Origin of the sequence: Marinobacter sp. MA, from assembly GCF_048298425.1 — a bacterium.
GTDB lineage: Bacteria > Pseudomonadota > Gammaproteobacteria > Pseudomonadales > Oleiphilaceae > Marinobacter > Marinobacter salsuginis.
The window spans coordinates 3,570,042-3,596,773 of sequence record NZ_CP103058.1 but is presented as its reverse complement, the minus strand read 5'-3'; the positions used below and the strand labels follow the sequence as shown (position 1 = coordinate 3,596,773).

The following is a 26,732-nucleotide window of genomic DNA, read 5'->3' as shown; positions in this document are numbered from 1 at the left end:
AGGCTTTCTCCTGATATTAATGCACCGAAGACCCGCTCTTGGGCTTATTGCCAAAACACACCTGAAATACATCGTTATAGTGTTTGGCAAAGTTCACCGACAGCCCTTCCTTGAGATACTCCGGCAGCTCCTCGTAGTCACCCCGGTTCGCTTCCGGCAGGATCAGGTTACTGATTTTCTGCCGCCGCGCCGCAATCACTTTTTCGCGAATGCCTCCCACTGGAAGCACCTGTCCGGTCAACGTGAGCTCACCGGTCATGGCGATGTTCGGCTGTGGCGCTTCCTTGCGGGCGATGGAAAGCAGTGCGGTGGCCATGGTGACGCCGGCGCTGGGGCCGTCTTTGGGCGTGGCTCCCTCGGGTACATGCAGGTGCACGAAGGATTTGTCGAAGAAAGTCGGGTCGCCCTTGAAGCGTCTGAGGTTGGATGACACATAACTGTAGGCGATCTCCGCGGACTCCTTCATCACATCCCCCAGCTGACCGGTCAGTTTGAAGCCGCGCTGAGAGCTGTGGATTCTGGATGCTTCGATGCTCAGTGTGGCCCCGCCCATGGCGGTCCAAGCCAGTCCGGTGACAACGCCGATGCCTTTGAGCGACTTCTCTTTCTTGAACGATGGCTGTCCCAGGTAGCTCTGCAGATCCGATACACCCACCTTCACAGATTGGTCCGGGTTCTCCAGCAGCTTCACGATGCCCTTGCGAATCACCTTGTGCAGCAGCTTCTCCAGGCTTCGCACACCGGCTTCGCGGGCATAGCCCTCAATAATCTGCTTGATAGCGGCGTCGGTAATGTTGAGCTGTTTTTTCAGCAGCCCGGCCCGTTTAAGCAGCCTCGGCAGCAGGAAGTGCTTGGCGATGGCCAGCTTTTCTTCCGCGATGTATCCGGATAGTCGAATCACGTCCATCCGGTCTAGCAGTGGCCGTGGAATCGTGTCGAGCTGGTTGGCGGTGCAGATGAAGAGAACCTTGGACAGGTCCATGCGGACGTCCAGGTAGTGGTCCAGGAAGTCTCGGTTCTGTTCCGGGTCCAGTGTTTCCAGCAGGGCTGACGCGGGGTCGCCCTGGAAGGACGCACCGATCTTGTCGATTTCATCCAGCATGATCACCGGATTGGCCACCTTGGAATCCTTGAGCGCCTGGACAAACTTGCCCGGCATGGCGCCGATGTAGGTGCGGCGGTGGCCTTTGATTTCAGCTTCATCGCGCATGCCGCCCACACTGAAGCGGTAGAATTTCCGCCCCAGTGCATCTGCCACGGAGTGACCGATGGAGGTCTTGCCAACACCTGGCGGACCGACCAAAAGCAGAATGGAGCCGCTCACCTCGCCCTTGAAGGTCCCTTCAGCCAGAAACTCGATGATGCGGTCTTTGACATCGTCCAGGCCGTCGTGATCCCGGTCGAGAATCTGGCGGGCTTTCGCCAGGTCGAAGTGGTCTTCTGAATGGATGCCCCAAGGCACCTGCGTCAGCCAGTCCAGATAATTTCGGGTGACACCGTATTCCGGCGAGCCCTGTTCCAGCACCTGCAATTTTTCGACTTCATCGTTGAAGCGGTCTTGCACAGCCTCGGGCGGGTTGAGTTCTGCCATCCGCTGCTGGAAGCGCTCGACATCGGCGGTCTTGTCGTCCTTGGCCATGCCCAGCTCGCGCTGGATCACCTTGAGTTGTTCCTTCAGGAAGAATTCGCGTTGGTGCTTCTGCACTTTCGCGTTCACCTCTTCGCTGATTTCCGACTGCAGCCGGGCAACTTCCTGCTCTTTGCGCATCAGCAGAAGAACCTTCTCCATGCGGCGGAGCAGGGGGACGGTGTCGAGCACATCCTGCAACTCATTGCCTGGAGCGCTGGTCATTGAGGCGCCGAAATCGGCCAGAGGTGAGCTATCGTCCGGCCCGAATCGGGACAGGTATTGTTTTACCTCCTCGCCATAGAGTGGGTTGGTACGTAGCAACTCCTTGATGGCGCTGATAATGGCCAGCGTGTAGGCTTTGAGTTCGTCGGCGTCTTCTTCCGGTTCTGCCGGGTACTCAACTTCCACCAGATACGGTGGCTTACGACGCAGCCACTGGACAATCCGGAAACGTTGAAGCCCCTGGGCAATAAACTGGACCTTGCCACTGTCATTCTGGGCATGATGCACACGCACGGCGCAGCCAATGGTCTCCAGCTGCTCACTGGCCGGGACGCCTTCTTCAGCGTCCGGTTCTTCCACGAAGCAGATGCCCATGACCTTGTGGTCAGTCTCACCGACCCTTTTCAGGGTTTCCTGCCACGGGTTCTGGTTTACCACTATCGGCTGTACCTGGGCCGGAAAGAAAGGCCGATTCGAAACCGGCAGCACGTACATGCGCCGGGGCATCATCTGCTGGGGCAGGGCAAGGCTTTTGCTATGCTCGTCCTTGCCAATGTACTCGGTCACGTCCTCTTCGAATTCCTCAAAAGAATCGTTTTGCGTCTCGTCATTCATGCCGCGAGTGTCCATCCGGAAAGGTTGTGAATCGGCCCGGGACAGGCTGCGGAGTGATTGTCCCGGCGTGTTGCTTACTAGCTATGTAACGGCAGATACGGTGATTTCAAGGACTTGGGTTAGCCCGTTTGGCGCTTGAATTTCGGGGAGTTGGCCCCATGTTTCTGGCAACTCCGAACGAATCATTCGACTTTTCAGGTGCCTTGCATGAGCAACTCTCCCTACATCTTTGACGCCACCATGGAAAACTTTCAGCAGAAGGTGATGGAAGCCTCTGCAAGCACGCCCATCCTGGTGGATGTGTGGGCCGAGTGGTGTGCCCCCTGTAAACAGTTGATGCCCCTGCTGGAAAAACTGGCGGAGGACTACCAGGGTGCGTTTATGCTGGCCAAGGTGAACGCCGACGAGCAGGAACAGCTCACCTCCAGCCTTGGTGTGCGTAGCCTACCGACCGTAATCCTGGTCAAGAATGGCCAGGCCGTGGATGGCTTCAACGGTGCCCTGCCGGAAAGCGAAATCCGCAAGGTTCTGGACAAACACGTGGAAGCCCCCAAGGAAGATCCCTATGAAAAGGCGCATCGGATCTGGGAAGAAGGCGATGTGGAGGGAGCATTGGCTATCCTGTCCCAGATGAACCAAGAGGACCCGGAAAATCTCAAAGTCCTGATCGACCTGGCCCAGTTGAAGGCGGAAATGGGTGATATCGAGACCGCTGAGCAGGTGCTGGAAAGCCTGCCGCCGGAAGAGAAAATGCAGCACCAGGCCAAACAGCTGGCTGCCCGGCTGAAGTTTCTCAAACAGTCGGCCGAGCTGCCACCGATCAAGGATCTGGAAATGGCACTGGAGCAAGACCCGAAGGATCCGAACGCACTGCACCAGTTGGCACTTCATCACGTACTACAGGAAAACAACGCCGAGGCCATGGACTTGCTGATTCGCCTGATGCAGGTGGACAGCAAGTACAAAGACGAAGTGGCCAAGACAACGCTGATCGAGCTGTTCGACAAGCTGGGTAACAACAACCCGGACGTAAGGACCTATCGCCGCAAGCTCTATACCCTGATGCACTGATTCTTTGGCGCTGGCCAAATACAACGTAGGTCGGGTGGAGCCATAGGCGAAACCCGACTGGTATTTCCGCAATGCTCAAACTACCTCCCCAACCCGACAACTGCGAACTCTGCGAACGCCCGGTTGCCAAACTCACCCGACACCACCTGATACCCAAGCACCTGCACCGAAAAAAGCGGTTCCAGAAACTGTTCACCAAGGAAGATTTGATCACCCGCACGCTGTGGGTGTGTCGCCCCTGCCACAACGCCATTCATAAGGCTCGCTCGGAATACGAGCTGGGGCTGTACTTCAATACCCGGGAAAAGCTGCTGGAGCTGGAAGAATTGCGGACGTTTGTTGAGTGGTTGAGCGACAAGCCGGAAGGGTTTGTGCCGAAGTTTCGTAGGAGATGAACGAAACAGGGCCAGATGGAGTCTTGCATCTGGCCCTGTTTGCAGAAAGGCAGTGACCTCTTAGCCGTTCCCTTTCTTCATTTCTTCATACTCATCTTCAAAGAAGAATTTCTCTTCTCCAAAGGCCGGTTCCAGCTCATGCAACCAGGTGGCCGTCTCGCTGTACTTGGCGAAGAATGGGCGCTGAACCCAGTCCGGGTTGCGGCCCTGCAGGAAGCGCAGTACAAACACCTTCTCGCCGTTGATTTCGGTAATCCCCTGGATCTCCACCTTGCCGGGGCCGGCGCTCATGGAGGGGCCGCGGGCGGTTCGGGCCAGGCCACTGACTTTCTTCATGGCTTCCCTGTAGATGTGGAAAGCTTCGACCAGAGGCACTTCAAAGTAGTTCTTCGCGCCGGTGTCCCGCTCTACAAACATGTAGTAGGGGATGATGCCCAGCTGCACTTCTTTCTTCCACAGCTTTGCCCAGGCGTCGGCATCGTCGTTAACGTGCTTGATCAGCGGGCCCTGGGCACGGATCTCGGCACCGGTGGCGCGAATACGGCGGATGGCCTCTTCGGCAATCTCGGTGGTGATTTCCTGCCAGTGGTTATAGTGGGCCATGATGGCGACGTGCTTGCCGGCGTCGACCAGTTTCGCGAAAAGGTCGATCAGTTCATCGGCATCCTTGTCGGTCACGAAGCGGTAGGGCCAGAAAGTGAGGGCCTTGGTGCCGATGCGAATGGTCTGGATATGATCGAATTCCGGCTGTAGCAGCGGTTCCAGATACTGCACCAGGTTCTTGGTTTTCATCACCATGGGGTCGCCGCCGGTGACCAGCAGGTCAGTGACCTCGGTGTGCTCCTGCAGGTAGCCATGAAGCTTTTCCGCTTCGGTGCTGGCCATTTTCAGGTCTTTGTCACCCACGAACTGCGCCCAGCGAAAACAGAAGGTGCAGTAGGAGTGGCAGGTCTGGCCCTGGGCCGGGAAGAACAGCACTGTCTCGCGATACTTGTGCTGAACGCCGTCCAGAACTTCACCGTCGAGCTCCGGCATGTTCATTTCCATCTGGCCAGCCGGGTGCGGGTTGAGTTCGTCCCGGATTTCCTTGGCGACGGCCTGGATCTCTTTCTTGTCGGCACCTTCCCGGTGCAGTTTCGCCATGCGCTCGTAATGCTCGTCTTTCAACATCCCTTTCTGGGGGAAAACAAGCTGATAGATCGGGTCGTTGGGTACCTTGTCCCAGTTGATCAGTTCATTGATCACATATTCGTTGACCCTGAACGGCAGCACGCTGGCTACCACTTTCATTTCAAACAGGGTCTCTTCAGGGAGATTCTGAATGACTTCGATCTTGTCGAGCTGGCGGTCTGTGTAGACCTTGAAACGCCGTTCCTCGAACTCCGTAGTGGGAATCCGGTTCGGAAAGGTGACGATGGAGTTCATAGATCGCCCTCTGTTGATGCCAATGACAAAAAAGTGGTCCGACCACTTTTTCCTGAGTGGTTAAAAATCAGGCAGGCGAGTATACATAAATCCGGAAATATTTTCAGGTCTAATAAAAAAGCTGAAATAGATCAGTGGGGCGCTTGTGAGGAAAGAGTCGAAAATTCAATAAAAAGCGTTAAATGTCCTGAATTATCTGCGAATGGCGGTGAGAAGATCGTTTAGCGTGATAATCAATTTTCGGGTTGATACGAATGCTACGACATTGGTCGCAATCTGGTTGTCTGTTGGTCCAAAAACGGTCATTCTTCCGTAAGTAACCGAAAGAAGCCCGTTACAAAAGGATGTATGGAGGGCTTTGATTGAACTTGATGGTCAAAATGTAGTAAAAATACTACGAAACCGGGTGTTCTAATCCACGCACTTCGCCGGCATGCCGGTCATCCCCGGGGCCAAAAGCCCGTGAAACCGAGGTGATCAGGCAGGAAAAGTGTGAAAGCTGTTCTATGCTTTGTACAGGTTCTGTGTACTGGTAGCCGGTACACCTGTCAGGCTGAAAATACCCATAACAAAACACTGCATTCCATCGCAGCTTATCGACACCGCAACGCGCCCGGCTGCTGATCGTGGCGGCGCTGCACTTTTTGATGCCAAGGGGAGGGTTTGATGTACCAGGACGATGATCCCATTGAAACCAGTGAATGGCTGGATGCGCTGGAATCTCTGATCGAGAACGAAGGCGTAGACCGGGCCAAATATATTCTTGAGAGGCTTTCCGAGCGGGCGAGCCGCGATGGAACCGAACTGCCATATTCCATAACCACGCCGTTCCGGAACAGTATTCCGGTTTCCCAGCAGGCGCCGATGCCTGGCGATCTTTTTATGGAGCGCCGAATCCGCTCCCTGATCCGCTGGAATGCCATGGCCATGGTTATGCGTGCCAACCAGCGTCCCGGTGATCTCGGCGGGCACGTTTCCTCGTTTTCTTCGGCAGCGACCCTCTACGATGTTGGCTTCAACTATTTCTTCCACGGCGGCGACGAAAAGCGCGAGTCCGACCTTGTTTACTTCCAGGGTCACTCTTCCCCGGGCATTTATGCGCGCTCCTTCCTTGAGGGCCGTTTCGACGAGAAAGATCTCGACAAATACCGTGAGGAAGTAGACGGCACTGGCCTCTCTTCCTATCCGCACCCCTGGCTGATGCCGGATTACTGGCAGTTCCCCACGGTTTCCATGGGACTTGGTCCGATTCAGGCGATTTACCAGGCCCACGTAATGAAGTACCTGGACAGCCGTGAACTCATCGAGATGGGCGATCGCAAGGTCTGGTGCTTTGTAGGTGACGGCGAGTGCGACGAGCCGGAAACCCTGGGTTCCATCTCCATGGCCGGCCGGGAAAACCTGAGCAACCTGATTTTCGTTGTTAACTGTAACCTCCAGCGTCTGGACGGGCCGGTACGTGGCAACGGCAAGATCATTCAGGAACTTGAAGGTGTCTTCCGGGGCGCTGGCTGGAACGTGTTGAAAGTCATTTGGGGTCGTCACTGGGATCCGCTGTTCGAAAAGGACAAGGAAGGCAAGATGCAGCACGTTATGGACGAGGTCTGTGACGGTGAACTGCAGAACTTCAAGAGTAACGGCCCTGCCTACACCCGAAAGCACTTTTTCGGGCGGCATCCCGAGCTTGCGAAGATGGTCGAAAACCTCTCCGACGACGATATCAATATGCTCAATCGTGGTGGGCATGATCCGTATAAGATTTATGCGGCTTTCCATCATGCAGTCCATAACAACAGTGGCCGTCCAACCGTTATCCTGGCGCATACCATCAAGGGTTATGGTTTCGGCGAGGCTGGTGAGGCGCAGAACACCGCTCACTCTCTGAAAAAACTGGATATCGAGCAATTGAAGTCATTCCGTGACCGCTTTGCGGTTCCGCTGCGGGATGATGAGCTCAAAGACGTTCCTTACTACCGGCCAGCGCCGGATAGTCCGGAAATCGTCTATATGAAGAAGCGCCGGCAGGAGCTGGGCGGTTTCTATCCCAAGCGTCGGAAGGATTGTCAGCCACTGCAGATTCCCGATTTGGACATCTTCAAGGCGGTCCTGGACGGTTCCGGTGACCGGAAGATCTCGACCACCATGGCCTTCGTTCGCATCCTGACGGCACTGACCAAGGACAAGCGAATTGGTAAGCGCGTGGTGCCGATCGTGCCTGACGAAGCCCGTACCTTCGGGATGGAAGGCATGTTCCGTCAGCTCGGTATCTACACGGCAGAAGGGCAGAAGTACGTTCCTGAAGACCGTGACCAGATCATGTACTACCGGGAAGACAAGAAGGGCCAGATCCTTGAAGAAGGTATCAACGAGGATGGCTCAATGGCCGCCTGGATGGCAGCGGCCACCTCATACAGCACCAACAACTTCCCGCTGATCCCGTTCTACATCTTCTACTCCATGTTCGGCTTCCAGCGGGTTGGCGACCTGGCGTGGGCGTCCGGCGATATCCAGGCTCGTGGCTTCCTGATTGGCGGCACTGCCGGCCGGACCACACTGAACGGCGAGGGTCTGCAGCACCAGGACGGTCACAGCCATGTGCTGGCCAACACCATTCCCAACTGTAAGGCCTATGATCCGGCCTACGGTTACGAGATGGCGGTTGTGCTGCGCAAGGGTATGCAAGAGATGTTCGAAGACAACCAGAACGTCTTCTACTACCTGACCATCGAGAACGAGAACTACGAGCAGCCGGCCATGCCGAAGGGATGCGAAGACGGCATCATCAAGGGCATGTATTTGTTCGAGTCTGTTGAAACCAAGGGGCGCAAGAAGACCCCGCGGGTTCAGCTGCTGGGTGCCGGCGCGATCCTCAACGAGGTGCGCGCAGCGGCCCAGATGCTGAAAGACGACTGGGGCGTTGCCTCCGACGTGTGGAGTGTTACCAGCTTCAACGAGCTTGCCCGCGAGGGCCAGCACATTGAGCGCTGGAACCGCCTGCACCCGGACGACAAGCCCAAGAAGGCCTACGTGACCCAGATGCTTGAGAAGCATCAGGGTCCGGTGGTGTCTTCTACCGATTACATCAAGCTGCACTCCGAGCAGCTCCGGGCGTTCATCCCCAAAACCTACCTGACCCTGGGTACCGACGGCTTTGGTCGTAGCGACACCCGGGAAAAGCTGCGCAGCTTCTTTGAGGTGGACCGTTACTACGTAACTGTCACCGCGCTGTCAGCCCTGGCTCAGGATGGCGAGGTGAAGAACGATGTGGTTCTCGAAGCCATGCGCAAGTACGGAATCGATCGCAACAAAACGAACCCGGTGCTGAGCTAAGGAGTCCGCCATGAGTGAACAGGAAATCAAGGTTCCGGATCTCGGCGGTGCGGATGAGGTCGAGGTTATCGAAATCATTGTCAGCGCAGGGGATTCGGTTGAGGAAGAAGATCCGATTCTGACGGTTGAGTCAGACAAAGCCTCGGTGGAGCTGCCGTCACCCGGTGCCGGCAAGATCACCAAGATCACCGTAAAGGTGGGTGACAAGGTAAAGGAAGGTGATGTTGTTGGCATGATGGAAGCCAGCGCCGGTGGCTCTGACGATGCCGGCAGCGACGAGCCCGAGAAAAAGGCCGAGGAAAAGGAAGAAGCAAAGCAGGATGAGAAGTCCGAAGAGAGCAAGCCAGCGCCGAAGAAGGCTTCTGGTGGCTCCCGCAAGGAGACCGTCAAGGTTCCTGCGCTGGATGGTTTCGACAATGTTCCGGTGATAGAAATCAACGTCGCTGAAGGCGATACCATTGAGGCCGACGATCCCCTGGTAACAGTGGAATCGGACAAGGCCACCATGGAGATTCCTTCGCCCTATGCCGGCAAGGTGGGCAAGATCCTGGTATCCGAGGGCGACAAGCTCTCCGAGGGCGATGAACTGTTGGAGATGACGGTTCAGGAAGGTGGTGGCGAAGAGGAAGAAGCCTCGGCGCCCGCGTCTGAGGAACCGGCGAAGGAAGAGAAGCCTGAGCCCAGGTCCGAAGAGAAGCCGAAACAGGAGGCAGAGTCAGCGCCCGAGCCCCAGGGTGCAACCTATGAGCCGCCCACGCCCGGCACCAAGGTCCACGCTGGCCCGGCCGTGCGCAAGCTGGCCCGGGAACTGGGTGCTGATCTGGCCCGCATAAAGGGCTCTGGCCCCAAGAGCCGGATTATCAAGGACGATGTCCACGCCTATGTGAAGAGCCAGCTCAAGCAGGCTCAGCAGGGTGGCGGTGTTGCCACCGGTTCCGGTATTCCCGGGGTGAAGCTGCCAGACTTTAGCCAGTTTGGTGAAGTGAAGCGTGAGGCCATGTCGCGGATGATGTTCGCCACGGCCAACAACATGCAGCGCAGCTGGCTGAACGTGCCTCATGTAACCCAGTTCGAGGATGCGGATATCACCGATATGGAGGATTTCCGCAAGGCCCAGAAAGCGGCCGGCGAGAAGAAGGGCGTGAAGATGACGCCGCTGCCGTTCCTGCTGAAGGCCTGTGCCACGGCGCTGGCGGAACTGCCCCAGTTTAACGTGTCTCTGGATATGGAGCGCAAGGAGGTGGTTCGCAAGAGCTACATTCACATCGGAATCGCGGTGGATACGCCTCACGGGCTGATGGTGCCGGTGATCAGGGATGTGGACAAGAAGGGCCTGTGGGAGCTGGCGGCGGAAAGCGCCGAGCTTGCCCAGAAAGCCCGGGACAAGCAGCTGAAACCGGCAGAGATGCAGGGTGCCTGTTTTACCATCACGAGTCTGGGTGGTATTGGCGGCACGGCATTTACGCCGATTGTGAATACGCCGGAGGTGGCAATCCTTGGGGTGTCCAAAGCGGCGATGAAGCCGGTTTGGGACGGCAAGGAGTTCCAGCCCCGCCTGATGCTACCGCTGTCGCTGTCTTACGATCACCGTGCGGTGAATGGGGCTGATGCGGCCCGGTTTACGACGGTGCTCAGTCAGCTTCTTGGGGACATTCGTACTCTTCTACTGTGATAGCCGGTAGTTCCGCTCCCAGCCTGTGAGGTTGGGGGCGGCGAGAGGCGGGCAATACGATTCAGGGCACGCTACGAGCCCATCCATGGGGGCTTGTTTCGGGCCATCCCTGGCCCTCTACAGTCCTGAATCGTATTGCCCGCCTCTCTCGTTTTGGCCCCTACTGTTCGCTTCTTCCTCTTATTCTCCTTCCGTCATTTCGGCGTATGGCCTTCAAGTAATGGCTGATCGCTTGCTCTCTAAGCTAGCAATTATCCCAGAGGCCGGCATAAACTCCGCCCAAACAAAAACCCCGGCCGAAGCCGGGGTTTCTGCTGAGTTAACTAACTTCTAACGGAAGAATTAGAAGTTGTACTGCGCGGCGAATGCCAAGCTGCTTGCGTCACCGTCATCGCCATTCTGGGTTTCGCGCATGCCATACTTGTATTCCACGCCCATCATAACGTTCTTGACCGGTGTCCACTGGTAGTTAGCCATTACTGCGCTGACTGACTCTGTGGTGTTGCCGTCAATGGTGCCAACGGAGTCAGCAACCGCGTCATCCAGATCGACCATTACAGTACCGTAGCCGATGTTGATGCTGCGCCCGTTACCGAGGCTGATGCCCGCGCCAACGCTGCCGCCATAACCAGAGATGGTCTCAACATCGCCGTTGGCATCCACATAAGCACTGTCTGCACCTGAGCGATACAGATAGCTGTTTGCGCCATCGCTATAGCTCAGCGTGCCCTGAATGGTGATCATGTCAGTCACAGCCATCTTGCCTGCAACGAATGCGCCGAAGCCAAATGAGCTGTCGTCTGCAGTTCCTGTGTCATAGCCAACCTGCTGTGCAAGCACCGCAGCAGCATAGGACAGACCTCCAGCGGAGTCCTGGATGCGAGCTGTCAGAGCTGGCATTCCATCCTTGGTCGCGGTGCCTGCGCCGTCAATTGAATTCTTCGGATCTTCAGCTGCGATAGACAGAGGGCCAGTTGTGTAGCGAAGTTGTGCTACGCGGCTCTGGTAGCCTGCGAGACCCGGGAGCGAGTCAAAATCGAGAGTGGAGGTGTTACCCACGAAGCTTGTGTAGTTTGACCAGGTCTGACCAGCCAGAACGCCATTGTAAGAGCCGTAAGCGTGGCGCAGGCGGATGGTGCCCGGACGGAAATCACCTTCGATGTTTACCATCACGCCTTCTGGGGAGGTAGCACGAACGCCGATCCTGCTCTGGACAGCGTCAGCATCGAAATAACCGGTTGCTTCGTTGTCTTCAGCGGCGCCCACGTTAATGGCGCTGTAGTTCATTGACTGCGTCGAAGTTGAAACGTTTTCGTCAATGTCGTAACTGGCGTTGAGGCGGGCATAGCCGTATACGGCCATTTCGTAATCGCCAGCAGTAAAGTTAACTGCGCCAGCTTGTCCAGCTACGCCAAAAATCGCCGCTGCTGCCGTCGCACGAATTGCCAATCTCAGTTTGTTGCTTTGCATCGTTGTTGTCTCCACACATTTTTGTTGTTGGACCCAAAAACAAGGTAGTTACGAATTCGTGACAATTCAAATAAATTCATGCAGAAATTAGACGAATGTCTATAACTGCTTTTCGTTCATATACAGACATCTGCAGTTGCCAGCGAGGCGTAAAGTTGTTCCATGGTATCCGAAAGTACAGTTCTTGAGTCAGCGACGTTCGCGTTTCTTGATATTGAAACCACCGGCGGCAATTCAGCCCGGGACCGGATTACCGAGATTGGTATCCGGTTCTGGCGGGCCGGTGAGGTTGTGGGCGAGTGGCAGACGCTGCTGAATCCGGAAACGCGGATTTCCCCGTTTATCGAAAACTTTACCGGCATCTCCAATGACATGGTGGCGGATGCGCCGCTGTTTGCGGATGTAGCGGACGAGCTGGAGGAACAGCTCAAGGACAAGGTGTTTGTCGCTCACAATGCCCGCTTTGATTACGGTTTTATAAAATCCGAGTTTCGCAGATTGGAGCGTCTTTTCTCGGCGAAGGTGCTTTGTACGGTGAAGCTTTCCCGAAGGCTCTACCCGGAATTTCGGCGTCATAACATGGATGCTCTCATAGCCCGTCATGGTCTTGCCCAGGTTCAGCGGCATCGGGCCATGGGGGATGTCTCGGCCATGCTGTCGTTTTTCGAGCATGCCCGTGCAGAGAAGGGGGATGATAGATTCGAAAGTGCCCTGCGGGAGCTGCTGCAACGGCCGAGTATACCCTCTCATCTGCCAACGGATACCCTTCAGGATCTACCTCGTGGGCCGGGGGTTTATCGCTTTTACGGTGAGAACGATGTGCTTTTATATGTGGGCAAGAGCACGAACATTGCCCAGCGGGTGGCGTCGCACTTTTCCGGCGATCATAACTCGTCCCGGGGTGTGCGGATGTCCGAAAGCCTCCGTCGCGTCGAGTGCACAGAAACGGCAGGTGAGCTTGGAGCACTTCTTCTCGAACTCAAACAGATCAAGACGCTGAAGCCCCTGTTCAATCGTCGGTCCCGGGCCGCGAAGAATCTGGTGAGCATCGAGCTTTCGAAAAACGAGGCGGGGTATCTGCAGGCGCGGCTGGTTCGTGAGATCGAGCCGCACCGGTTGGGGGATTACTTTGGGTTGTTCCGCAGCAAGCGGGATGCGGAGCGCGCCTTGAGCGGCATCGCGGCCAAGAACGAGCTGTGCAATCGACTGCTCGGGCTGGAGCCCGAAAACGAAGGGCCATGTTTTCAGCGTTCGCTGGGGCGCTGCAAGGGAGCCTGCGAAGAGCTCGAGAATGTCGAGCGCTATAATCTCAGGGTACAAATTGCCTTTCACAGCCTGCGGCTGAAAACCTGGCCCTGGAAAGGCCCGGTTGGGATTGTCGAGCGCAATGCGCGAACCGGCCGCACCGATATCCTAGTGGTTTATAACTGGATGCACGTGGCTACCCTGCATGACGAAAACGAGCTGCAGGATCTTTCTCTCCGCGGCCAGGCGGTCACCTTTGATCTGGACTCCTACAAGCTTCTGATCGGCACGCTGTTGGATCGCAACAAGAGTGAGAAGATGCCGCACAGGGTGATTGCATTGCCGGCCATCGGGGAACCGGATGTTCTTATGCCTTGAGTGGCGTATTATGGTGCAAGAGTCCGCACACCTACTTACTTGTCTGGTGTGGTCACTCAACTATTTTTATGTGCTTAGCCGCTTTCCCGAGAGAGATTTATGAATAAAGACCCCGTCAGCCGCGAACTGTTCGATGAAGTCATGGTGCCCAACTACGCTCCCGGTTCCATTATTCCGGTGCGAGGAGAGGGCTCCCGGATCTGGGATCAGGAAGGCCGCGAGTTCATTGATCTCCAGGGCGGCATTGCAGTGACCTGCCTGGGCCATTCCCATCCGGGACTGGTGGGTGCGTTGCACGATCAGGCCGAGAAAATCTGGCACCTGTCCAACGTGATGACCAACGAGCCGGCCCTGCGTCTGGCAAAGACCCTTTGTGACCTCACCTTCGCCGAGCGCGTGTTTTTCGCCAATTCCGGTGCTGAGGCCAACGAAGCAGCCTTCAAACTGGCCCGGCGCTACGCCTGGGAGCATTTTGGCAAAGACAAGAACGAGATCATCTCGTTCAAGAACTCATTCCACGGGCGAACCCTGTTCACCGTGAGCGTAGGTGGCCAGCCAAAATACCTGGAAGGCTTCGAGCCTGCGCCTGGCGGTATTCATCACGCCGAGTTCAACGATCTGGAATCGGTGAAGAAGCTCATCTCCAAAGAAAAAACCTGCGCCGTGGTGGTGGAGCCCATTCAGGGTGAGGGCGGCGTCATGCCCGGCGACCAGGCGTTCCTCCAGGGGCTTCGCGAGCTTTGTGATGAAAATGACGCGTTGCTGGTGTTTGATGAGGTGCAGTCTGGTGTGGGCAGAAGTGGTCACTTCTATGCTTATCAGATGTACAACGTGGTGCCGGACATTCTCTCCAGTGCCAAGGGGCTTGGTGGTGGCTTCCCGGTAGCGGCCATGCTGACGACGGCCAAGGTTGCCGCCAGTCTGGGTGTGGGGACCCATGGCAGCACCTACGGTGGTAACGCACTGGCCTGCGCCGTGGCCCAGAGGGTGGTGGACACCGTCAGCCAGCCGGAGATTCTCAAGGGCGTGAAAGCCCGTTCCGACAAACTCCGCAAGGGTATGATGAATATTGGTGAGCGCTACGGTGTGTTCAGTGAGGTTCGTGGCGCCGGTCTGCTGCTCGGTTGTGTGCTGACCGAAAAATGGCAGGGAAAGGCCAAGGATTTTCTGAATGCCGGCCTGGAAGAGGGCGTGATGGTACTTGTGGCCGGTGCGAATGTGATTCGTCTGGCGCCGTCCCTGATTATCCCCGAATCGGACATTGACGAAGCCCTCGAACGTTTCGAAGCGGCGGTGAAAAAACTGGCGGCCTAAGGAGATTTTATGTGGCTGGTACGTCCGGCTCGGCCGGATGATCTGGACCAGATTCTGGCCATGGCGGGCACCCAGTGTGCCCGTCTTTCTTCCACTCTGCCGAAGCAGGGCGATGCCCTGGCCTACAAGATCGAGCAATCCCTGGCGTCTTTTTCCGGCAGGATCAGCGCCGAAGACGATCCGCCCAGGTTTCTGTTCGTGCTGGAAAACACCAAGACCGGAGACATTGCTGGCACCGCCGGCATTGATGCCCGCGCCGGCAATGGCCAGCCCTTCTACAGTTACCGTCGGGATGCCCTGATCCATGCCTCTCATGAGCTGGGGGTGTCGCGCCGGGTGGAGGTGCTCTACCCCTCTCACTCGCTGACCGATGTCTCGTTATTGTGTTCGTTCTCCATACGGCCCGAACTCCAGAATACCGACGCGTTCGAGTTGCTATCCCGTGCCCGGATTCTGTTTATTGCCGATCATCGGGAATGGTTTACCCCTCGGATGGCGGTGGAAATCCAGGGGGTGCAGTTGGAGGATGGCAGCGTACCTTTCTGGGACAGTCTTGGCCGGCATTTCTTTGATATGGATTTCGAGACGGCAGACCAGTACTCCGGTCAGCTGAGCAAGACCTTCATTGCCGAGCTCATGCCCCCGAATCCCATTTATGTCACGCTGCTGAGTGAGGCTGCCCAGAAGGCGATGGGGCAGCCGCATCAGATAACCGTCCCTAATTTTGAGCTACTTCAGCGAGAGGGATTCCAGCCGGGCAGTTTTCTGGACATTTTTGATGCCGGCCCGGTTCTGGAGGGGCGCACCGATAGCCTGAAAACCCTGGTGACCAGCCACCCCAAGGAGCTTCATGGCAGTAATGAGGCTGTGGGTGAAACCTGTCTGATCGCTGCTGGCGAGCGGGAGCAGTTTCGCTGCACCCTCACACCGGTCGCTGAAACTCTGGACGACAAACTCAAGGTTCCGGTTTCGACCTGGAAGGCGCTGAACAGTACCGCGGGCGACCGGGTAAGGATTGCGCCGCTATGACAAGCTTGGGAATGGCAAAGTTTGTAGCTGTCGATCTCGGGGAGGCGACCTTATGCTGGTAATTCGCCCGTTACAGGAAAACGATCTGGATGACCTGTACGCCATGGCCCAGGGTGCCGGTAAAGGGCTGACCACCTTGCCGGCGGATCGAGAGCTCCTCCAGAAAAAAATCAATCACGCCCGTGAGACCTTCAATCAGCGCATTGCGCCGGAAGCAGGCTTGTATCTGTTTGCTCTTGAGGATATCGAGCGCAAAAAAACCGTTGGGATCAGTGGTATTCAAGCCCGGGTTGGTCTGGACGAGGTGTTCTACAATTACCGCCTGAGCGTTACGGTGAATGCCTCTAAAGAGCTGGGTGTGCATGTACGGACACCCACGTTGCACCTGTCCAACGACATGACCGACACCAGCGAAATTTGCTCGCTGCTGCTGTCGGATGAATACAAAGGCGGGGGCAGCGGGCTGCTGCTCTCCCGGTGCCGGTTCATGTATCTGGATGAATTCCGCAAGCATTTTTCGGAAAAAGTGTTCGCGGAAATGCGCGGCGTGTCCGATGCCCAGGGTCGAAGCCCGTTGTGGGACGCACTGGGAACCAAGTTCTTTGACATGGAATTCAGCGAGGCGGACATGCTGTCTGGCCTGGGCAACAAATCCTTTATTGCCGAGCTGATGCCCAAGTACCCGATCTACCTGCCCATGCTGCCGGATTCGGCCCGGGCGGTCATTGGCCGGGTTCATGACAACACCGCGCCAGCGCTTCGCATGCTTCAATCAGAGGGGTTCAACTTTAACGGGCTGGTGGACATTTTTGATGGTGGCCCCGTGGTCGAAGCCTTCGTGCACAACATCCGCACGGTGAGGGAAGGCATGAATCGGCACGCCATGGTGACTCGAAAGCCAGTGAACCTTAACGTGCCTGCCGATGAGCGGGTGATGGTGTCGAACCGCTCGTTCCGGGACTTCCGGGTGACCACCCTGCCGATAGATTGCATAGGGCCGGATACCGTCAGCCTTCCGCCGGAAGTGGCCGAGGCGTTGCAGATTGAATCGGGTGATCCGGTTCGTCTGGCCCCCTTGAAAGACTCGGGGATGCTGACCAAACATACTTATAGAAGTTCAGTACCGGGAGGTGCATCAAAATGGCAAAGCTGACAGGTGAACTGTTTATCGACGGGCTCTGGCTGCAGGGCCATGGGCCGATATTCGAATCTGTCCAGCCGGTGACCGGTGAGACAATCTGGGATGGTGAAAGCGCCAACCTTGAAGATGTGGATGCGGCCGTTCGTGAGGCCCGCAATGCCTTTGTGAAGTGGCAGCGCAAAAGCTTTGCCGAACGTCAGGCCGTGGTCGAAGCCTTTGGTGAGTTGCTGGAAGCTCACAAGGAAGAGCTGGCTCATCAGATCGGGTTGGAAACCGGCAAACCCCTGTGGGAGTCACGCACCGAAGTAGCGGCAATGATCGGCAAGATCGGCATTTCGGTGAAAGCCTACAACGACCGCACTGGCACATCCGAATCCGATGTTGCGGGTGGGCACGCGGTGCTCAGACACCGGCCCCATGGTGTGGTTGCGGTATTTGGCCCCTATAACTTTCCGGGGCACCTGCCGAACGGCCACATAGTGCCCGCTCTGCTGGCCGGTAACACGGTGGTGTTCAAACCGAGCGAGCTGACCCCCGGTGTCGCCGAACTAACGGTGAAACTCTGGGAGAAGGCTGGCATTCCGGATGGAGTGGTCAACCTCGTGCAGGGTGACTCGTCGACTGGCAAGTCCCTGGCCAATCATCCCGGAATCGATGGCCTGTTTTTTACCGGCAGTTCAACCGTTGGCCATCTTCTGCACAAACAATTCGGTGGCCAGCCGGAGAAAATCCTGGCCCTGGAGATGGGCGGCAACAACCCGCTGATCGTGCAGGACGTGGCCGATGTGGATGGCGCCGTGCATCACGCCCTGCAGTCGGCATTCCTGTCGGCCGGCCAGCGTTGCACCTGTGCACGGCGACTGCTGGTGCCCAAGGGCAAGAAAGGCGACGCGTTCCTCGACCGGCTGGTGGAAGTCTCCGCACGGATCAAGGTGGGTGAATTCGATGCCGATCCGCAGCCGTTCATGGGATCGGTTATTTCCGCGGAAGCCGCTGACAAACTCCTGGCGGCCCAGGCCAGCCTGTTGGAGAAGGGGGGCAAATCCCTGCTGGAAATGAAATCCCTGAAATCAGGAACCGGCCTGTTGTCCCCGGGTATCATTGATACCACCGGGCTCGACGTCACCGATGAGGAATTCTTCGGGCCGTTGCTGATGGTGTATCGCTACAAAAGCTTTGACGACGCCCTGGAGCTGGCCAATGACACGAGCTACGGGCTCTCCGCAGGTATCCTGACGGATGACCGGAAACTCTATGAACGGCTGGTGGAGGAAGTGCGTGCCGGCATTGTGAACTGGAACCGGCCACTGACCGGCGCCAGCAGTGCCGCGCCCTTTGGTGGTGTTGGCGCCAGCGGTAACCATCGCCCGAGCGCCTACTATGCCGCCGACTACTGCGCCTGGCCGATGGCGTCTCTGGAGGCCGGCAAGAGTGAGTTGCCAGAGTCTCTGGCACCCGGCCTCAATTTCGATTAACGGGACCCAGTGCCATGGTGAAACACGCGGTTGAAGCAAACTTCGATGGCCTGGTTGGCCCCACCCACAATTACGCAGGGCTGTCCTGGGGAAATGTGGCCTCCAAGTCCAATGTCAGTTCCGTCTCCAATCCCAAGGAGGCGGCATTGCAGGGCCTGGCCAAGATGAAGCGCCTGGCGGATCGTGGCTATGTGCAGGGGATTTTGCCGCCCCATGAGCGCCCGCACATTCCCACCCTTCGTGCCCTGGGGTTTGAGGGTGCGGATGCCGAGGTGCTGGCGCAGGCGGCCAAATCCAGTCCATCGATACTGGCGGCGGTCTCGTCGGCGTCACCGATGTGGACGGCCAATGCGGCCACGGTGTCGCCGAGTGCTGACACGTCAGACCACCGCGTGCATTTCACCCCGGCCAACCTGAGTGCCAAGTTTCACCGGTCCATCGAACATGCCGTGACTGGGCGTTCCCTGAAGGCCATCTTTGCTGACGAGAGCTACTTCGCCCACCATCCTGCACTGCCATCCGTGAGTCACTTCGGGGATGAGGGCGCCGCCAACCACACCCGGCTGTGCGCCGGTTACGGCGAACCCGGTGTGGAACTTTTCGTGTACGGCCAGATTGCATTCAACGAACAGGCGCCGGCACCGAAGAAATACCCGGCGCGGCAGACGCTGGAAGCCTCCCAGGCGGTGGCGCGACTGCACGGGCTCAAGGATCGTAATGTGGTCTTTGCACAGCAGAACCCGGAGGCCATTGATGGTGGTGTTTTTCATAACGATGTGATTGCCGTCGGTAACGGCAATACCCTTTTCTACCATGACATGGCGTTCCTCGACGAAGAACAGGTGCTGGCGGATATCCGTGAGCGCCTTACCGGCGCCGAGCTGGAAGCGGTGCGGGTCAGCAGTGCCGATGTGCCACTGGACGATGCGGTGGCGTCCTACCTGTTCAACAGCCAGTTACTGAATACGCCGGATGGCATGCTGCTGGCGGTGCCCGGCGAGTGTCGGGAAGTGCCTTCTGTCAGCCGTTATCTGGATAACCTGGTGAAGTCCGGTGGGCCGATTACCGCGGTCGAAGTCTTTGACGTTAAACAGTCCATGCGCAATGGGGGCGGACCGGCCTGCCTGCGTTTGCGAGTGGTATTGAATGACGAGGAGCTCAGGGCTATCAACCGGGGCGTGCTGCTCACTGACGAACTCTACGAGCGGCTGACCACCTGGGTGGAAGCCCACTACCGGGATGAGCTCAGCCAGGATGAGCTTGGCGATCCGATGTTGCTGGAAGAGGTACGCAAAGCCCTGGATGAGTTAACTGGGATCATGGGCCTGGGTTCCATCTATGATTTCCAGCTCTAGAAGGTGTTGAGCCCGGGGCCGTCAGGCTGAGATCGACGACGTCAGCATATCCATGGTGTGTCGGATCAACTGCTCGGCCGGAAATTCCGGGTTGCCTTCGCCCATTTCCGACTGACAGAGCAATATTACCCCGTGCAGGGCACCGCGCAGATACAAGGCGGTTTGAACGGGGTCGGTAATCCGGTCCCGGTTCATGGTGCCGTCCTGAAGCCCCAGCTCTATTGCCCCCACCATCAGTTCCATCAGGTCTGATTTCGAGCACAGCATTTCCTCAGCCTGGCTTTCGTCAGCCTCGGCCATGGCGGTGGATGCCTTGGTCAGCGCCGAGAAGTAATCCGGTTCCTCCAGATAGAAGCGATAATAGGATTCCCCCATTGCCCGTATCTGGGCCAGACCATTGTCAGCGGTCTGTCTTGCCTCTTCGAACCGCCGGAACAGGCTGTGCCCCGCCCTGAGCATGATGCCCCGCTGTATCGCTGCCTTGTCCTTGAAGTACACGTACAGCAAGGCCCGGCTGAGACTGGCGGTTCGGGCGATGTCGTCCATGGACGTGCGCTCGTAGCCCTTCTCGGAGAACACCAGTTCGGCGGCATCCAGAATGGTGTCGTAACGGGCCTGTTTCTCTCGCTCGCGGCGGGTTTTCAGCGGTTCGCTCATTCAATCATCCGGTTGGTTGGCAACAGCAGGCATAGGATACCTGAAAACGAATCAAACCCGATTATTGACAAAATGTCAAAGAATGACATGATGTCTAAACCAACCATCGGGTTTCTCCAGGGACTGGACCCCGCCAACTACACGAGCATGGATGAAAGGAAGAGTCATGACACCACTTCGAATCCCCGTCGCCATCGTTTCGCTTGCGGTTTTTTCACTGTTTCTGTCGGGCTGCAAAGCCAGTGACGTAACCCCGGAATCCGGGGAGCAGAAGGTTTCAGTGCGTGTGTCAGAGGTTACTGGCGGTGAACGCCAGGATATGCCGCTGCGGTTTTCAGGTATTGTTCGCGCCACCCAGCGCGCAACGCTGACATTCCAGGTCAGTGGCACCCTCAGGGAGCGGGCGGTGGAGCTGGGCCAGAAAGTGCAGGCCGGTGATCTTCTCGCCCGGGTCTACAATCCCGGCCTGGAGCCGGCCCGGGATTCTGCCCGGGCCCGGCTGGAAGAATTGCGAACGCAGTATCAGCAGGCCCAGCGGGAGTGGGAGCGCTCCAGACGGTTGCATGAGCGTGGCGTTGTATCCGAACAGACACTCGAGCAGCTTGCAGCGCGGCGGGATTCCCTGGAAGCCAGCGTGGCAACGGCGCGGGCGTCCCTGGCTGAAGCAACCCAGCTACTGGAAGAGAGTACACTCCGGGCGCCTTTTTCCGGGCGGGTGGAAGCGCTGCTGGTTGAGCAGGATGAATTTGTTGCCGCCGGTCAGCCGGTGATGCGGCTGTCCTCTCCAGAAGGGCGCGAAGTGGAAGTGCGGGTACCCGCGTACCTGCTGGATCACGTGGAGCTGGAGCAGACGTTGCCGGTCTGGTCGGTGCAGGATCGCAGTCAGCCGCCGCAAACCGGTTCGGTGGTTGAAATCGCCCAGGCCAGCGCCATTCGCGGTGAGTTGCATCCTGTTCTGGTGAGCCTTCCGATTGACACGCTTGAGCCTGGAGCGCCCGTAGAGGTGGGGATTACCCCGGTACGGGAATCCGCTCTCACGGTTCCGCTGCTTTCGGTGATTCGCAACGCCGAGGGCGTCAGCGTATTCCGGGTTCGGGATAGTGTGGCCAACCGGGTTTCGGTAGAAGTCGACCGGGTTGTCGGGGAACGAGTGGTGGTTACCTCCGGCGATCTGTCTCCCGGTGATCAGGTGGTTTACGCCGGAATGACACGGCTGGCGGACGGTGATGCCGTGGAGGTGCGCTGATGACCCGCCGGCTTCTGAATTGCCAGCGCCTGCTGGGCATGGTGGTGACCATGCTCTGCCTGCTGGGTGTGGCTGCCTACAGCACCATGCCGCGCCAGGAAGATCCTTCATTTCCGTACCGGGCCGGCCTGATCAGCATTAATTATCCGGGTGCCAGTGCCGAGGCTGTCGAGCGTCTGGTACTCCGGCCCCTGGTGGATGAGCTGCGTCAGGTGGAGGAGGTGGATTATACGCAATCCACGGCCCGTACCGGCGTAGCCATCGTGCGTCTGCGCCTCAATGACGATATCTACGACACCGACCCCGCGTGGGACCGGGTTCGCCAAGCTATGGAGCGTGCAAAGCAGGACTTTCCGGATGACGTGGGGCGGATGGTGCTCGACGATCGCCTGATCGATATTCCCGCCATTGTCATGGCCGTGGGTGGTTCACCCTCGGTCACCGAATTGTCCGATGTTGCCGAACGGCTGAAGCAGAATCTCTCGGATCTACCCGGTGTGTCGCGGATTGATCTGGAAGGCGATGCCGACGAACAGATTACCCTGGCCCTGGACGATGCCGCGCTCTACCGCCTTGGCATATCCCCGGCGCGGGTGCTGGACACGCTGGCACGCCGAAACCAGACCATTCCCGGTGGCTTCGTCGTGGTGAACGGCCGCCGCCTGTCGGTGCTTCCCAACAGCGAGTTTGCCGATATCGATGCCATCCGGGCTACACCCATCGAACTTCCGGATGGCTCCCAGGTACCGTTGGCTGCGGCGGCGGATGTGTGGCGCGGGCCCGTGGAACCGCGTCAGCCGGAAACCTGGTACGACGGCGAACGGGTCGTGCTGGTCTCCATCATCATGGAAGAGGGCACCACCGATGCGATCCGTTTCGGTGAGCGGGTGCGAGAACGCATGGAGCAGATTCGCGGAGATTTCGAACCCTACGAGATCCGCGAGATGTTCTTCCAGCCAGACAAAGTACAGGAACGACTCGACAACCTGGCCTGGAGCTTGGTGCTCTCGGTGCTGATTATCGTGGCGGTGGTCTTCACCGGCATGGGCATCCGGATGGGGCTGTTGGTGGCCTCGATTCTGCCCATGGTGGCCCTGATCAGTGTCGGGCTCTATGATCTTGGCGGCGGCGTGCTGCACCAGATAGCTGTGATCGGCATGGTAATCTCCCTGGGCATCCTCATCGACAACGCGATCGTGATTGTCGAAAACATCCAGGGGCATCTGGATGAGGGCATGCGCCGGCTGGATGCCCTGCGCAAAGCTGTCAGTGAACTGGCTGGCCCGCTGGGCGCCTCGACGGGCACCACGCTGGCGGCCTTTGCCCCTCTGCTGCTGGCCAAGGGCGGTGCCGCGGATTTTACCCGCGGTGTGCCAGTGATGATCATGCTGACACTGTCCGTCAGCTATCTGCTCGCTATTTCCGCCGTTCCGCTGCTGGCGGCCCGATTCCTGAAACCCCGGCGCAAGGCCGGCCAGGACCGATTGATTGGCGTTGCCCGCTTCCTGGGGAGCCTGGTTTCCCGTTATCCCGGGCGACTGATTGCCGCCGGTGCCATCCTGGTGGCTATCAGTGTTGCGATGACCCCCTTTATGGCCCAGCAGTTCTTCCCGAATGCCGATCGCCCCCGGGTGATTGTTGAAGTCTATATGCCCGAGGGCACCGACCAGGCTCGTACGGCAGAGGCAACCGAAGGTCTGGAGCGAATGATCCGCTCACAGCCGGATGCGCTTGAGATTCACAGATTCGTAGGCTTCACCGGACCTTCTTTTTATTACAACCTGCAGCGCGCGCCCCAGGCACCGAACCGGGCCCGGTTGGTCGTTACCACACCGACACTGGAAGACACCACCGGCATGATTCGCTGGATCCGCGCCCACGTGAAAGCCGAGATGCCGGAGCTGGATGTCACCGTGGGTATCCTCGGGCAGGGGCCCCCCAGAGCTGCCCCGGTGGAAATCCGCGTTTACCACGCCGACGACGGCTCGCGAATAGAAGCGGTGGAACAGATTTTCAGCATCCTGCGAGGTGTTGAGGGTACGGTTGACGTCCGCCACGACCTGGACATCGGCGTACCCAGCATCGCCATCAACGTGGACGACGCCACCGCGGCCCGATATGGCCTTACCCGAGCGGATGTGGCCCAGAGCCTGTACGGCCAGAGTTTTGGTGTGGTTGCCGAGCGCTATCGCCAGGAAGATGATCCCATTCCCCTGGTACTGCGTTCCCGTGAGGGCACGGCTCTGTCACTGTCGCGATTGTTGTCCGTCAACATCTACAACGACCGCGGCGACGCCGTACCACTGTCAGCCGTGGCCACCGTGGATACCACCTGGGAGCCGGCGGCCCGATACCTTCGGGATGGCGTGCGTATGAACACCGTCACCGCGAACCTCGAAACCGGCTACAGCTTCAGCCAGGCCCTGGATGGCCTGTACGCCGGCCTTGAGAAAAACCCGTTACCGCCCGGCACCCGCATGGCCATGGGCGGCGATGCCGAAGGCTCCGGTGAAGCCAACACAGCTCTGCTCACCGCAGCCCCTATTGGCATGTTGCTGCTGCTTTTTTTCCTGCTGCTGCAGTTCAACTCCTTCCGCCGGGTCGGCATTATCCTTCTGACGGTGCCGTTGGCTACCGTTGGTATTTTCCCCGGATTGGTGCTGTCCGGCTCACCCTTCGGTTTCCAGTCTCTGCTGGGCGTGATCGCCCTGGTGGGGATCGTGGTGAACAACGCTATCGTTCTGCTGGATGTGATGGATCGGGAACTGGAGAAAGGAAGAGACATCCGCGATGCGATGCGTAACGCCGTAGAGCAGCGTACCCGACCAATCCTGCTGACCACCGCAACCACCGTGGCCGGCCTGCTGCCCCTGGCATTCTCCAGTTCGACACTCTGGCCACCCATGGCCTGGGCCATCATCTCCGGCCTGCTGGCCTCAACAGTGCTTACATTGCTGGTTATACCGGCTGTGTGTACCCAGCTAATCAAAGTCAGCGTGCCGGAACCCGAAAACGCCCCGGCCTGAGTCGCTGAAACTGGGGTCAGGTGAAGCTTGCACCTGACCCCGTTTTTGGCCGGATCAACAGCCCGACTCGATGGCCGACAGGCACCTCCGGATTTGGAAACACAATCGCCTCTGGTGAATGCCCAACCCGGTAGCTGGTTTCATCATCCTCCCAGATGACTGTGCCGGGCTGGTACTCGGTAAAATTGGCCACATCGTCCGGAATATGAAACCGGAAATTCTTCCCGGTATTCAGAATCTCATGCACCACCTCGAATACCGTCAGGTGATCAAACGGCGGCTGTGGAGCAGGTGAGGGTAGCCCCCGGAACCGCCGTCGCAAGGCATCCCGGATACCCGAGAAACGCCCCAGATCATTCTGCCCGAACGGCCGCACCTTACCCAGCTCCACCGTAAAGCTCTCGGCTTTCAGCAGCGACGAAGAAAACGACGAAAACGTCGTACCCGCTTTGTGCTGCAGCAAAAGCGTCTCCACCTCCGCCTCCAACAGAAATTCGCACTGCTCCGACGGAACGGTCCGCCCCTCAACATACGGATACAACGCAAACCGCTCACGGTGAGAAGGCCGAATGGCCGTGTGCAGATCATAGTGGTAAAGCGCCTGCGGATTCGCCATCGCAAACTGCCGGCACGCCTCCTCAAGCTCCTGCGCCCGCGCAGCCTCTGCCAGCCCCTGATACTCGCTCCGCCCGTGGGCACCATCAAACAGCCGGTTCAGGTTCACCTCCATAAACCGCTCCCCGGCCACCATTGCTGGTGGATTCCCGAGAATCAGCAACACCGGACAGGCAAGCTCCCACTCGCCCCCGATCAGCTCCGAAACCAGCCCGTTCAGAACCTCAATCGGCGCCGTTTCATTGCCATGAACACCCGCTGAAACAATGATCGCTTCGGCATTCGGATTGTTGCGGCTGGCTGGCGGGACAATGTCCAGCACACCAACAGTCTTGCGGCTGATACGGGTGCCATCGGGGAGGAAAGTCTTTGTTTCCGGGAGTGAGGCATTGGCGTTGTCGAGCGTCTGGGAGAGCCAGTCTGAATGCGTTCCAAACAGATCGTGTTTTGCTGACATAGAATCCCCGAACCAGGTCTGGGGGCGGGCAGGGTATTGCCTCCCGGGAATGTCTGAAGCCATGGATGGCTTCAGTCAAGCGCACATGGGTGAGGCCGAGCGCTTATGAAGCAAAGCTTCATGCGACAGCCGAACGGCAGCAATCTGTGATTGCTGACTGGACCCGCGTGCGGGTGCTCGTAGCGGTTCCCGGGAGGCAATACCCTGCCTGCCCGGACACTGAAGTATGATTTTTGCAGACTTAGCCACTAACCGGTCGCTGATGCTTCAGCAGATGGTTTTCCAGTTTGCGGAACGCGAACACCAGAATAAACGTAAGCGCCATATAGCAAAGCGCCACAAAGATAAACGCATCAAACGGCGCATAGAACCGGGAGTAAATGTTACGGGCCGCCCCGGTCAGATCCACGATGGTCACCACACTGGCAATTGCACTGGCATGCAGCATGAAAATCACCTCGTTGGAATAGGCCTGCACCGCCCGTCGTGCTGCACTCGGCAACACAATCCGCCGCATCCGCATAAACCAGTTCATGCCATAGGCCTTGGCCGCTTCAATCTCGCCATTGGGCGTAGACACAATCGCGCCCCGGATAATCTCCGTGGTATAAGCCGCCGTGTTCAGCGTAAACGCCAGAAGGGCCGGGTAGAAAGGCTCCCGGAAAATCTCCCACCATAAGGTCTCCTGGATGCCGGGAATCTGCGCAATGCCGTAATAGATGATGTAAAGCTGGATCAGCAACGGCGTACCGCGGAACAGATAGGTGTAAAGCCAGACCGGACCGGACACGAACGGATTGCGAACCGTCCGCAGGATGGCCAGCGGAACAGCCACCAACAAACCGATGACCAGGGACAGGAACACCAGATGCACGGTCGTGACCATGCCATCCCAGTACTCCATCAGGGTCATGGCGGTAAAGATTTCGTTCTGGTTCAGCCACTCGGCAATGAAATCAGGCAT

Annotated in this window: 18 protein-coding genes; 12 read left to right on the top strand and 6 right to left on the bottom strand. The window is 57.9% G+C overall.

All coding sequences use genetic code 11. The features are described 5' to 3' along the window. Window positions 1-16: 16 nt before the first annotated feature. Window positions 17-2,467 carry an endopeptidase La gene (gene lon / locus NUW46_RS16690; protein ID WP_418140733.1) on the bottom strand — a complete coding sequence of 817 codons (2,451 nt, stop codon included), beginning with the start codon at window positions 2,465-2,467 and terminating at the stop codon, window positions 17-19. A 207-nt stretch (window positions 2,468-2,674) separates the two neighbouring features. On the opposite strand from lon, the gene trxA reads away from it, so the two are divergent. Continuing rightward, window positions 2,675-3,538 (top strand): thioredoxin, encoded by an 864-nt coding sequence (gene trxA, locus NUW46_RS16685; RefSeq protein WP_222465371.1) that lies wholly within the window; start codon window positions 2,675-2,677, stop codon window positions 3,536-3,538. Between the two features lie 71 nt (window positions 3,539-3,609). Then, window positions 3,610-3,933, top strand: coding sequence for a hypothetical protein (locus NUW46_RS16680; RefSeq protein ID WP_418140732.1), 324 nt, complete (start codon window positions 3,610-3,612; stop codon window positions 3,931-3,933). 60 nt (window positions 3,934-3,993) lie between these two features. Here the strand turns inward: NUW46_RS16680 and NUW46_RS16675 are convergent, their stop codons facing one another. Beyond that, on the bottom strand, window positions 3,994-5,358 hold the full coding sequence (locus NUW46_RS16675; RefSeq protein WP_008169234.1) for a KamA family radical SAM protein: 1,365 nt from the start codon (window positions 5,356-5,358) through the stop codon (window positions 3,994-3,996). 666 nt (window positions 5,359-6,024) lie between these two features. On the opposite strand from NUW46_RS16675, the gene aceE reads away from it, so the two are divergent. Both aceE and aceF read left to right on the top strand, forming a co-directional pair. Beyond that, the gene (gene aceE, locus NUW46_RS16670) at window positions 6,025-8,688 is read left to right on the top strand and encodes a pyruvate dehydrogenase (acetyl-transferring), homodimeric type (RefSeq protein ID WP_222465368.1); all 2,664 of its coding nucleotides are present in this window, start codon (window positions 6,025-6,027) and stop codon (window positions 8,686-8,688) included. A gap of 10 nt (window positions 8,689-8,698) precedes the next feature. Further along, window positions 8,699-10,360, top strand: a complete 1,662-nt coding sequence (gene aceF / locus NUW46_RS16665) for a dihydrolipoyllysine-residue acetyltransferase (RefSeq protein ID WP_418140731.1) — start codon at window positions 8,699-8,701, stop codon at window positions 10,358-10,360. Between the two features lie 342 nt (window positions 10,361-10,702). Here aceF and NUW46_RS16660 read toward each other — a convergent pair whose 3' ends face one another. Beyond that, on the bottom strand, window positions 10,703-11,830 hold the full coding sequence (locus tag NUW46_RS16660) for a DcaP family trimeric outer membrane transporter (protein WP_418140730.1): 1,128 nt from the start codon (window positions 11,828-11,830) through the stop codon (window positions 10,703-10,705). A 162-nt stretch (window positions 11,831-11,992) separates the two neighbouring features. On the opposite strand from NUW46_RS16660, the gene NUW46_RS16655 reads away from it, so the two are divergent. The 6 genes from NUW46_RS16655 (at window position 11,993) to astB (ending at window position 19,767) form a co-directional block, all read left to right on the top strand. Beyond that, the gene (locus tag NUW46_RS16655) at window positions 11,993-13,453 is read left to right on the top strand and encodes an exonuclease domain-containing protein (RefSeq protein ID WP_418140729.1); all 1,461 of its coding nucleotides are present in this window, start codon (window positions 11,993-11,995) and stop codon (window positions 13,451-13,453) included. Between the two features lie 99 nt (window positions 13,454-13,552). After that, window positions 13,553-14,767 (top strand): aspartate aminotransferase family protein, encoded by a 1,215-nt coding sequence (locus NUW46_RS16650; protein WP_418140728.1) that lies wholly within the window; start codon window positions 13,553-13,555, stop codon window positions 14,765-14,767. 9 nt (window positions 14,768-14,776) lie between these two features. After that, on the top strand, window positions 14,777-15,796 hold the full coding sequence (locus NUW46_RS16645; protein ID WP_418140727.1) for an arginine N-succinyltransferase: 1,020 nt from the start codon (window positions 14,777-14,779) through the stop codon (window positions 15,794-15,796). Window positions 15,797-15,848: 52 nt separating this feature from the next. After that, complete coding sequence (gene astA / locus NUW46_RS16640) at window positions 15,849-16,949, top strand: arginine N-succinyltransferase (RefSeq protein WP_069181887.1); 1,101 nt, start codon at window positions 15,849-15,851, stop codon at window positions 16,947-16,949. Further along, window positions 16,937-18,412 carry a succinylglutamate-semialdehyde dehydrogenase gene (gene astD / locus NUW46_RS16635; protein ID WP_418140726.1) on the top strand — a complete coding sequence of 492 codons (1,476 nt, stop codon included), beginning with the start codon at window positions 16,937-16,939 and terminating at the stop codon, window positions 18,410-18,412. The genes astA and astD overlap by 13 nt, the downstream gene beginning before the upstream one ends. A 14-nt stretch (window positions 18,413-18,426) precedes the next feature. Continuing rightward, window positions 18,427-19,767, top strand: coding sequence for an N-succinylarginine dihydrolase (gene astB / locus NUW46_RS16630; protein ID WP_418140725.1), 1,341 nt, complete (start codon window positions 18,427-18,429; stop codon window positions 19,765-19,767). Between the two features lie 21 nt (window positions 19,768-19,788). Here astB and NUW46_RS16625 read toward each other — a convergent pair whose 3' ends face one another. Further along, entirely contained in the window at window positions 19,789-20,424 is a 636-nt protein-coding gene (locus NUW46_RS16625) for a TetR/AcrR family transcriptional regulator (RefSeq protein ID WP_069181884.1), read from the bottom strand. A gap of 166 nt (window positions 20,425-20,590) precedes the next feature. Between NUW46_RS16625 and NUW46_RS16620 the strand changes: the two genes are divergently transcribed. Beyond that, complete coding sequence (locus NUW46_RS16620; RefSeq protein ID WP_418140724.1) at window positions 20,591-21,670, top strand: efflux RND transporter periplasmic adaptor subunit; 1,080 nt, start codon at window positions 20,591-20,593, stop codon at window positions 21,668-21,670. After that, on the top strand, window positions 21,670-24,696 hold the full coding sequence (locus tag NUW46_RS16615; RefSeq protein ID WP_418140723.1) for an efflux RND transporter permease subunit: 3,027 nt from the start codon (window positions 21,670-21,672) through the stop codon (window positions 24,694-24,696). The genes NUW46_RS16620 and NUW46_RS16615 overlap by 1 nt, the downstream gene beginning before the upstream one ends. 16 nt (window positions 24,697-24,712) lie before the next feature. Here the strand turns inward: NUW46_RS16615 and astE are convergent, their stop codons facing one another. Together astE and NUW46_RS16605 are read right to left on the bottom strand one after the other, a co-directional pair. Further along, a complete protein-coding gene (astE, locus tag NUW46_RS16610) occupies window positions 24,713-25,768 on the bottom strand; it encodes a succinylglutamate desuccinylase (RefSeq protein ID WP_418140722.1) in 1,056 nt (351 codons plus the stop codon). A gap of 241 nt (window positions 25,769-26,009) precedes the next feature. Further along, the gene (locus tag NUW46_RS16605) at window positions 26,010-26,732 is read right to left on the bottom strand and encodes an ABC transporter permease (RefSeq protein ID WP_418140721.1); all 723 of its coding nucleotides are present in this window, start codon (window positions 26,730-26,732) and stop codon (window positions 26,010-26,012) included.

Excerpts from the sequence above, each read along its gene's own strand:
- aceF (WP_418140731.1), top strand. The coding sequence starts at position 8,699 with ATGAGTGAACAGGAAATCAAGGTTCCGGATCTCGGCGGTGCGGATGAG.
- NUW46_RS16675 (WP_008169234.1), bottom strand. The coding sequence starts at position 5,358 with ATGAACTCCATCGTCACCTTTCCGAACCGGATTCCCACTACGGAGTTC.
- astE (WP_418140722.1), bottom strand. The coding sequence starts at position 25,768 with ATGTCAGCAAAACACGATCTGTTTGGAACGCATTCAGACTGGCTCTCC.
- NUW46_RS16620 (WP_418140724.1), top strand. The coding sequence starts at position 20,591 with ATGACACCACTTCGAATCCCCGTCGCCATCGTTTCGCTTGCGGTTTTT.
- NUW46_RS16680 (WP_418140732.1), top strand. The coding sequence starts at position 3,610 with ATGCTCAAACTACCTCCCCAACCCGACAACTGCGAACTCTGCGAACGC.
- NUW46_RS16645 (WP_418140727.1), top strand. The coding sequence starts at position 14,777 with ATGTGGCTGGTACGTCCGGCTCGGCCGGATGATCTGGACCAGATTCTG.
- astA (WP_069181887.1), top strand. The coding sequence starts at position 15,849 with ATGCTGGTAATTCGCCCGTTACAGGAAAACGATCTGGATGACCTGTAC.
- NUW46_RS16605 (WP_418140721.1), bottom strand. The coding sequence starts at position 26,732 with ATGCCTGATTTCATTGCCGAGTGGCTGAACCAGAACGAAATCTTTACC.
- astD (WP_418140726.1), top strand. The coding sequence starts at position 16,937 with ATGGCAAAGCTGACAGGTGAACTGTTTATCGACGGGCTCTGGCTGCAG.
- lon (WP_418140733.1), bottom strand. The coding sequence starts at position 2,467 with ATGAATGACGAGACGCAAAACGATTCTTTTGAGGAATTCGAAGAGGAC.
- trxA (WP_222465371.1), top strand. The coding sequence starts at position 2,675 with ATGAGCAACTCTCCCTACATCTTTGACGCCACCATGGAAAACTTTCAG.
- NUW46_RS16650 (WP_418140728.1), top strand. The coding sequence starts at position 13,553 with ATGAATAAAGACCCCGTCAGCCGCGAACTGTTCGATGAAGTCATGGTG.
- NUW46_RS16660 (WP_418140730.1), bottom strand. The coding sequence starts at position 11,830 with ATGCAAAGCAACAAACTGAGATTGGCAATTCGTGCGACGGCAGCAGCG.
- NUW46_RS16625 (WP_069181884.1), bottom strand. The coding sequence starts at position 20,424 with ATGAGCGAACCGCTGAAAACCCGCCGCGAGCGAGAGAAACAGGCCCGT.
- NUW46_RS16655 (WP_418140729.1), top strand. The coding sequence starts at position 11,993 with ATGGTATCCGAAAGTACAGTTCTTGAGTCAGCGACGTTCGCGTTTCTT.
- aceE (WP_222465368.1), top strand. The coding sequence starts at position 6,025 with ATGTACCAGGACGATGATCCCATTGAAACCAGTGAATGGCTGGATGCG.
- astB (WP_418140725.1), top strand. The coding sequence starts at position 18,427 with ATGGTGAAACACGCGGTTGAAGCAAACTTCGATGGCCTGGTTGGCCCC.
- NUW46_RS16615 (WP_418140723.1), top strand. The coding sequence starts at position 21,670 with ATGACCCGCCGGCTTCTGAATTGCCAGCGCCTGCTGGGCATGGTGGTG.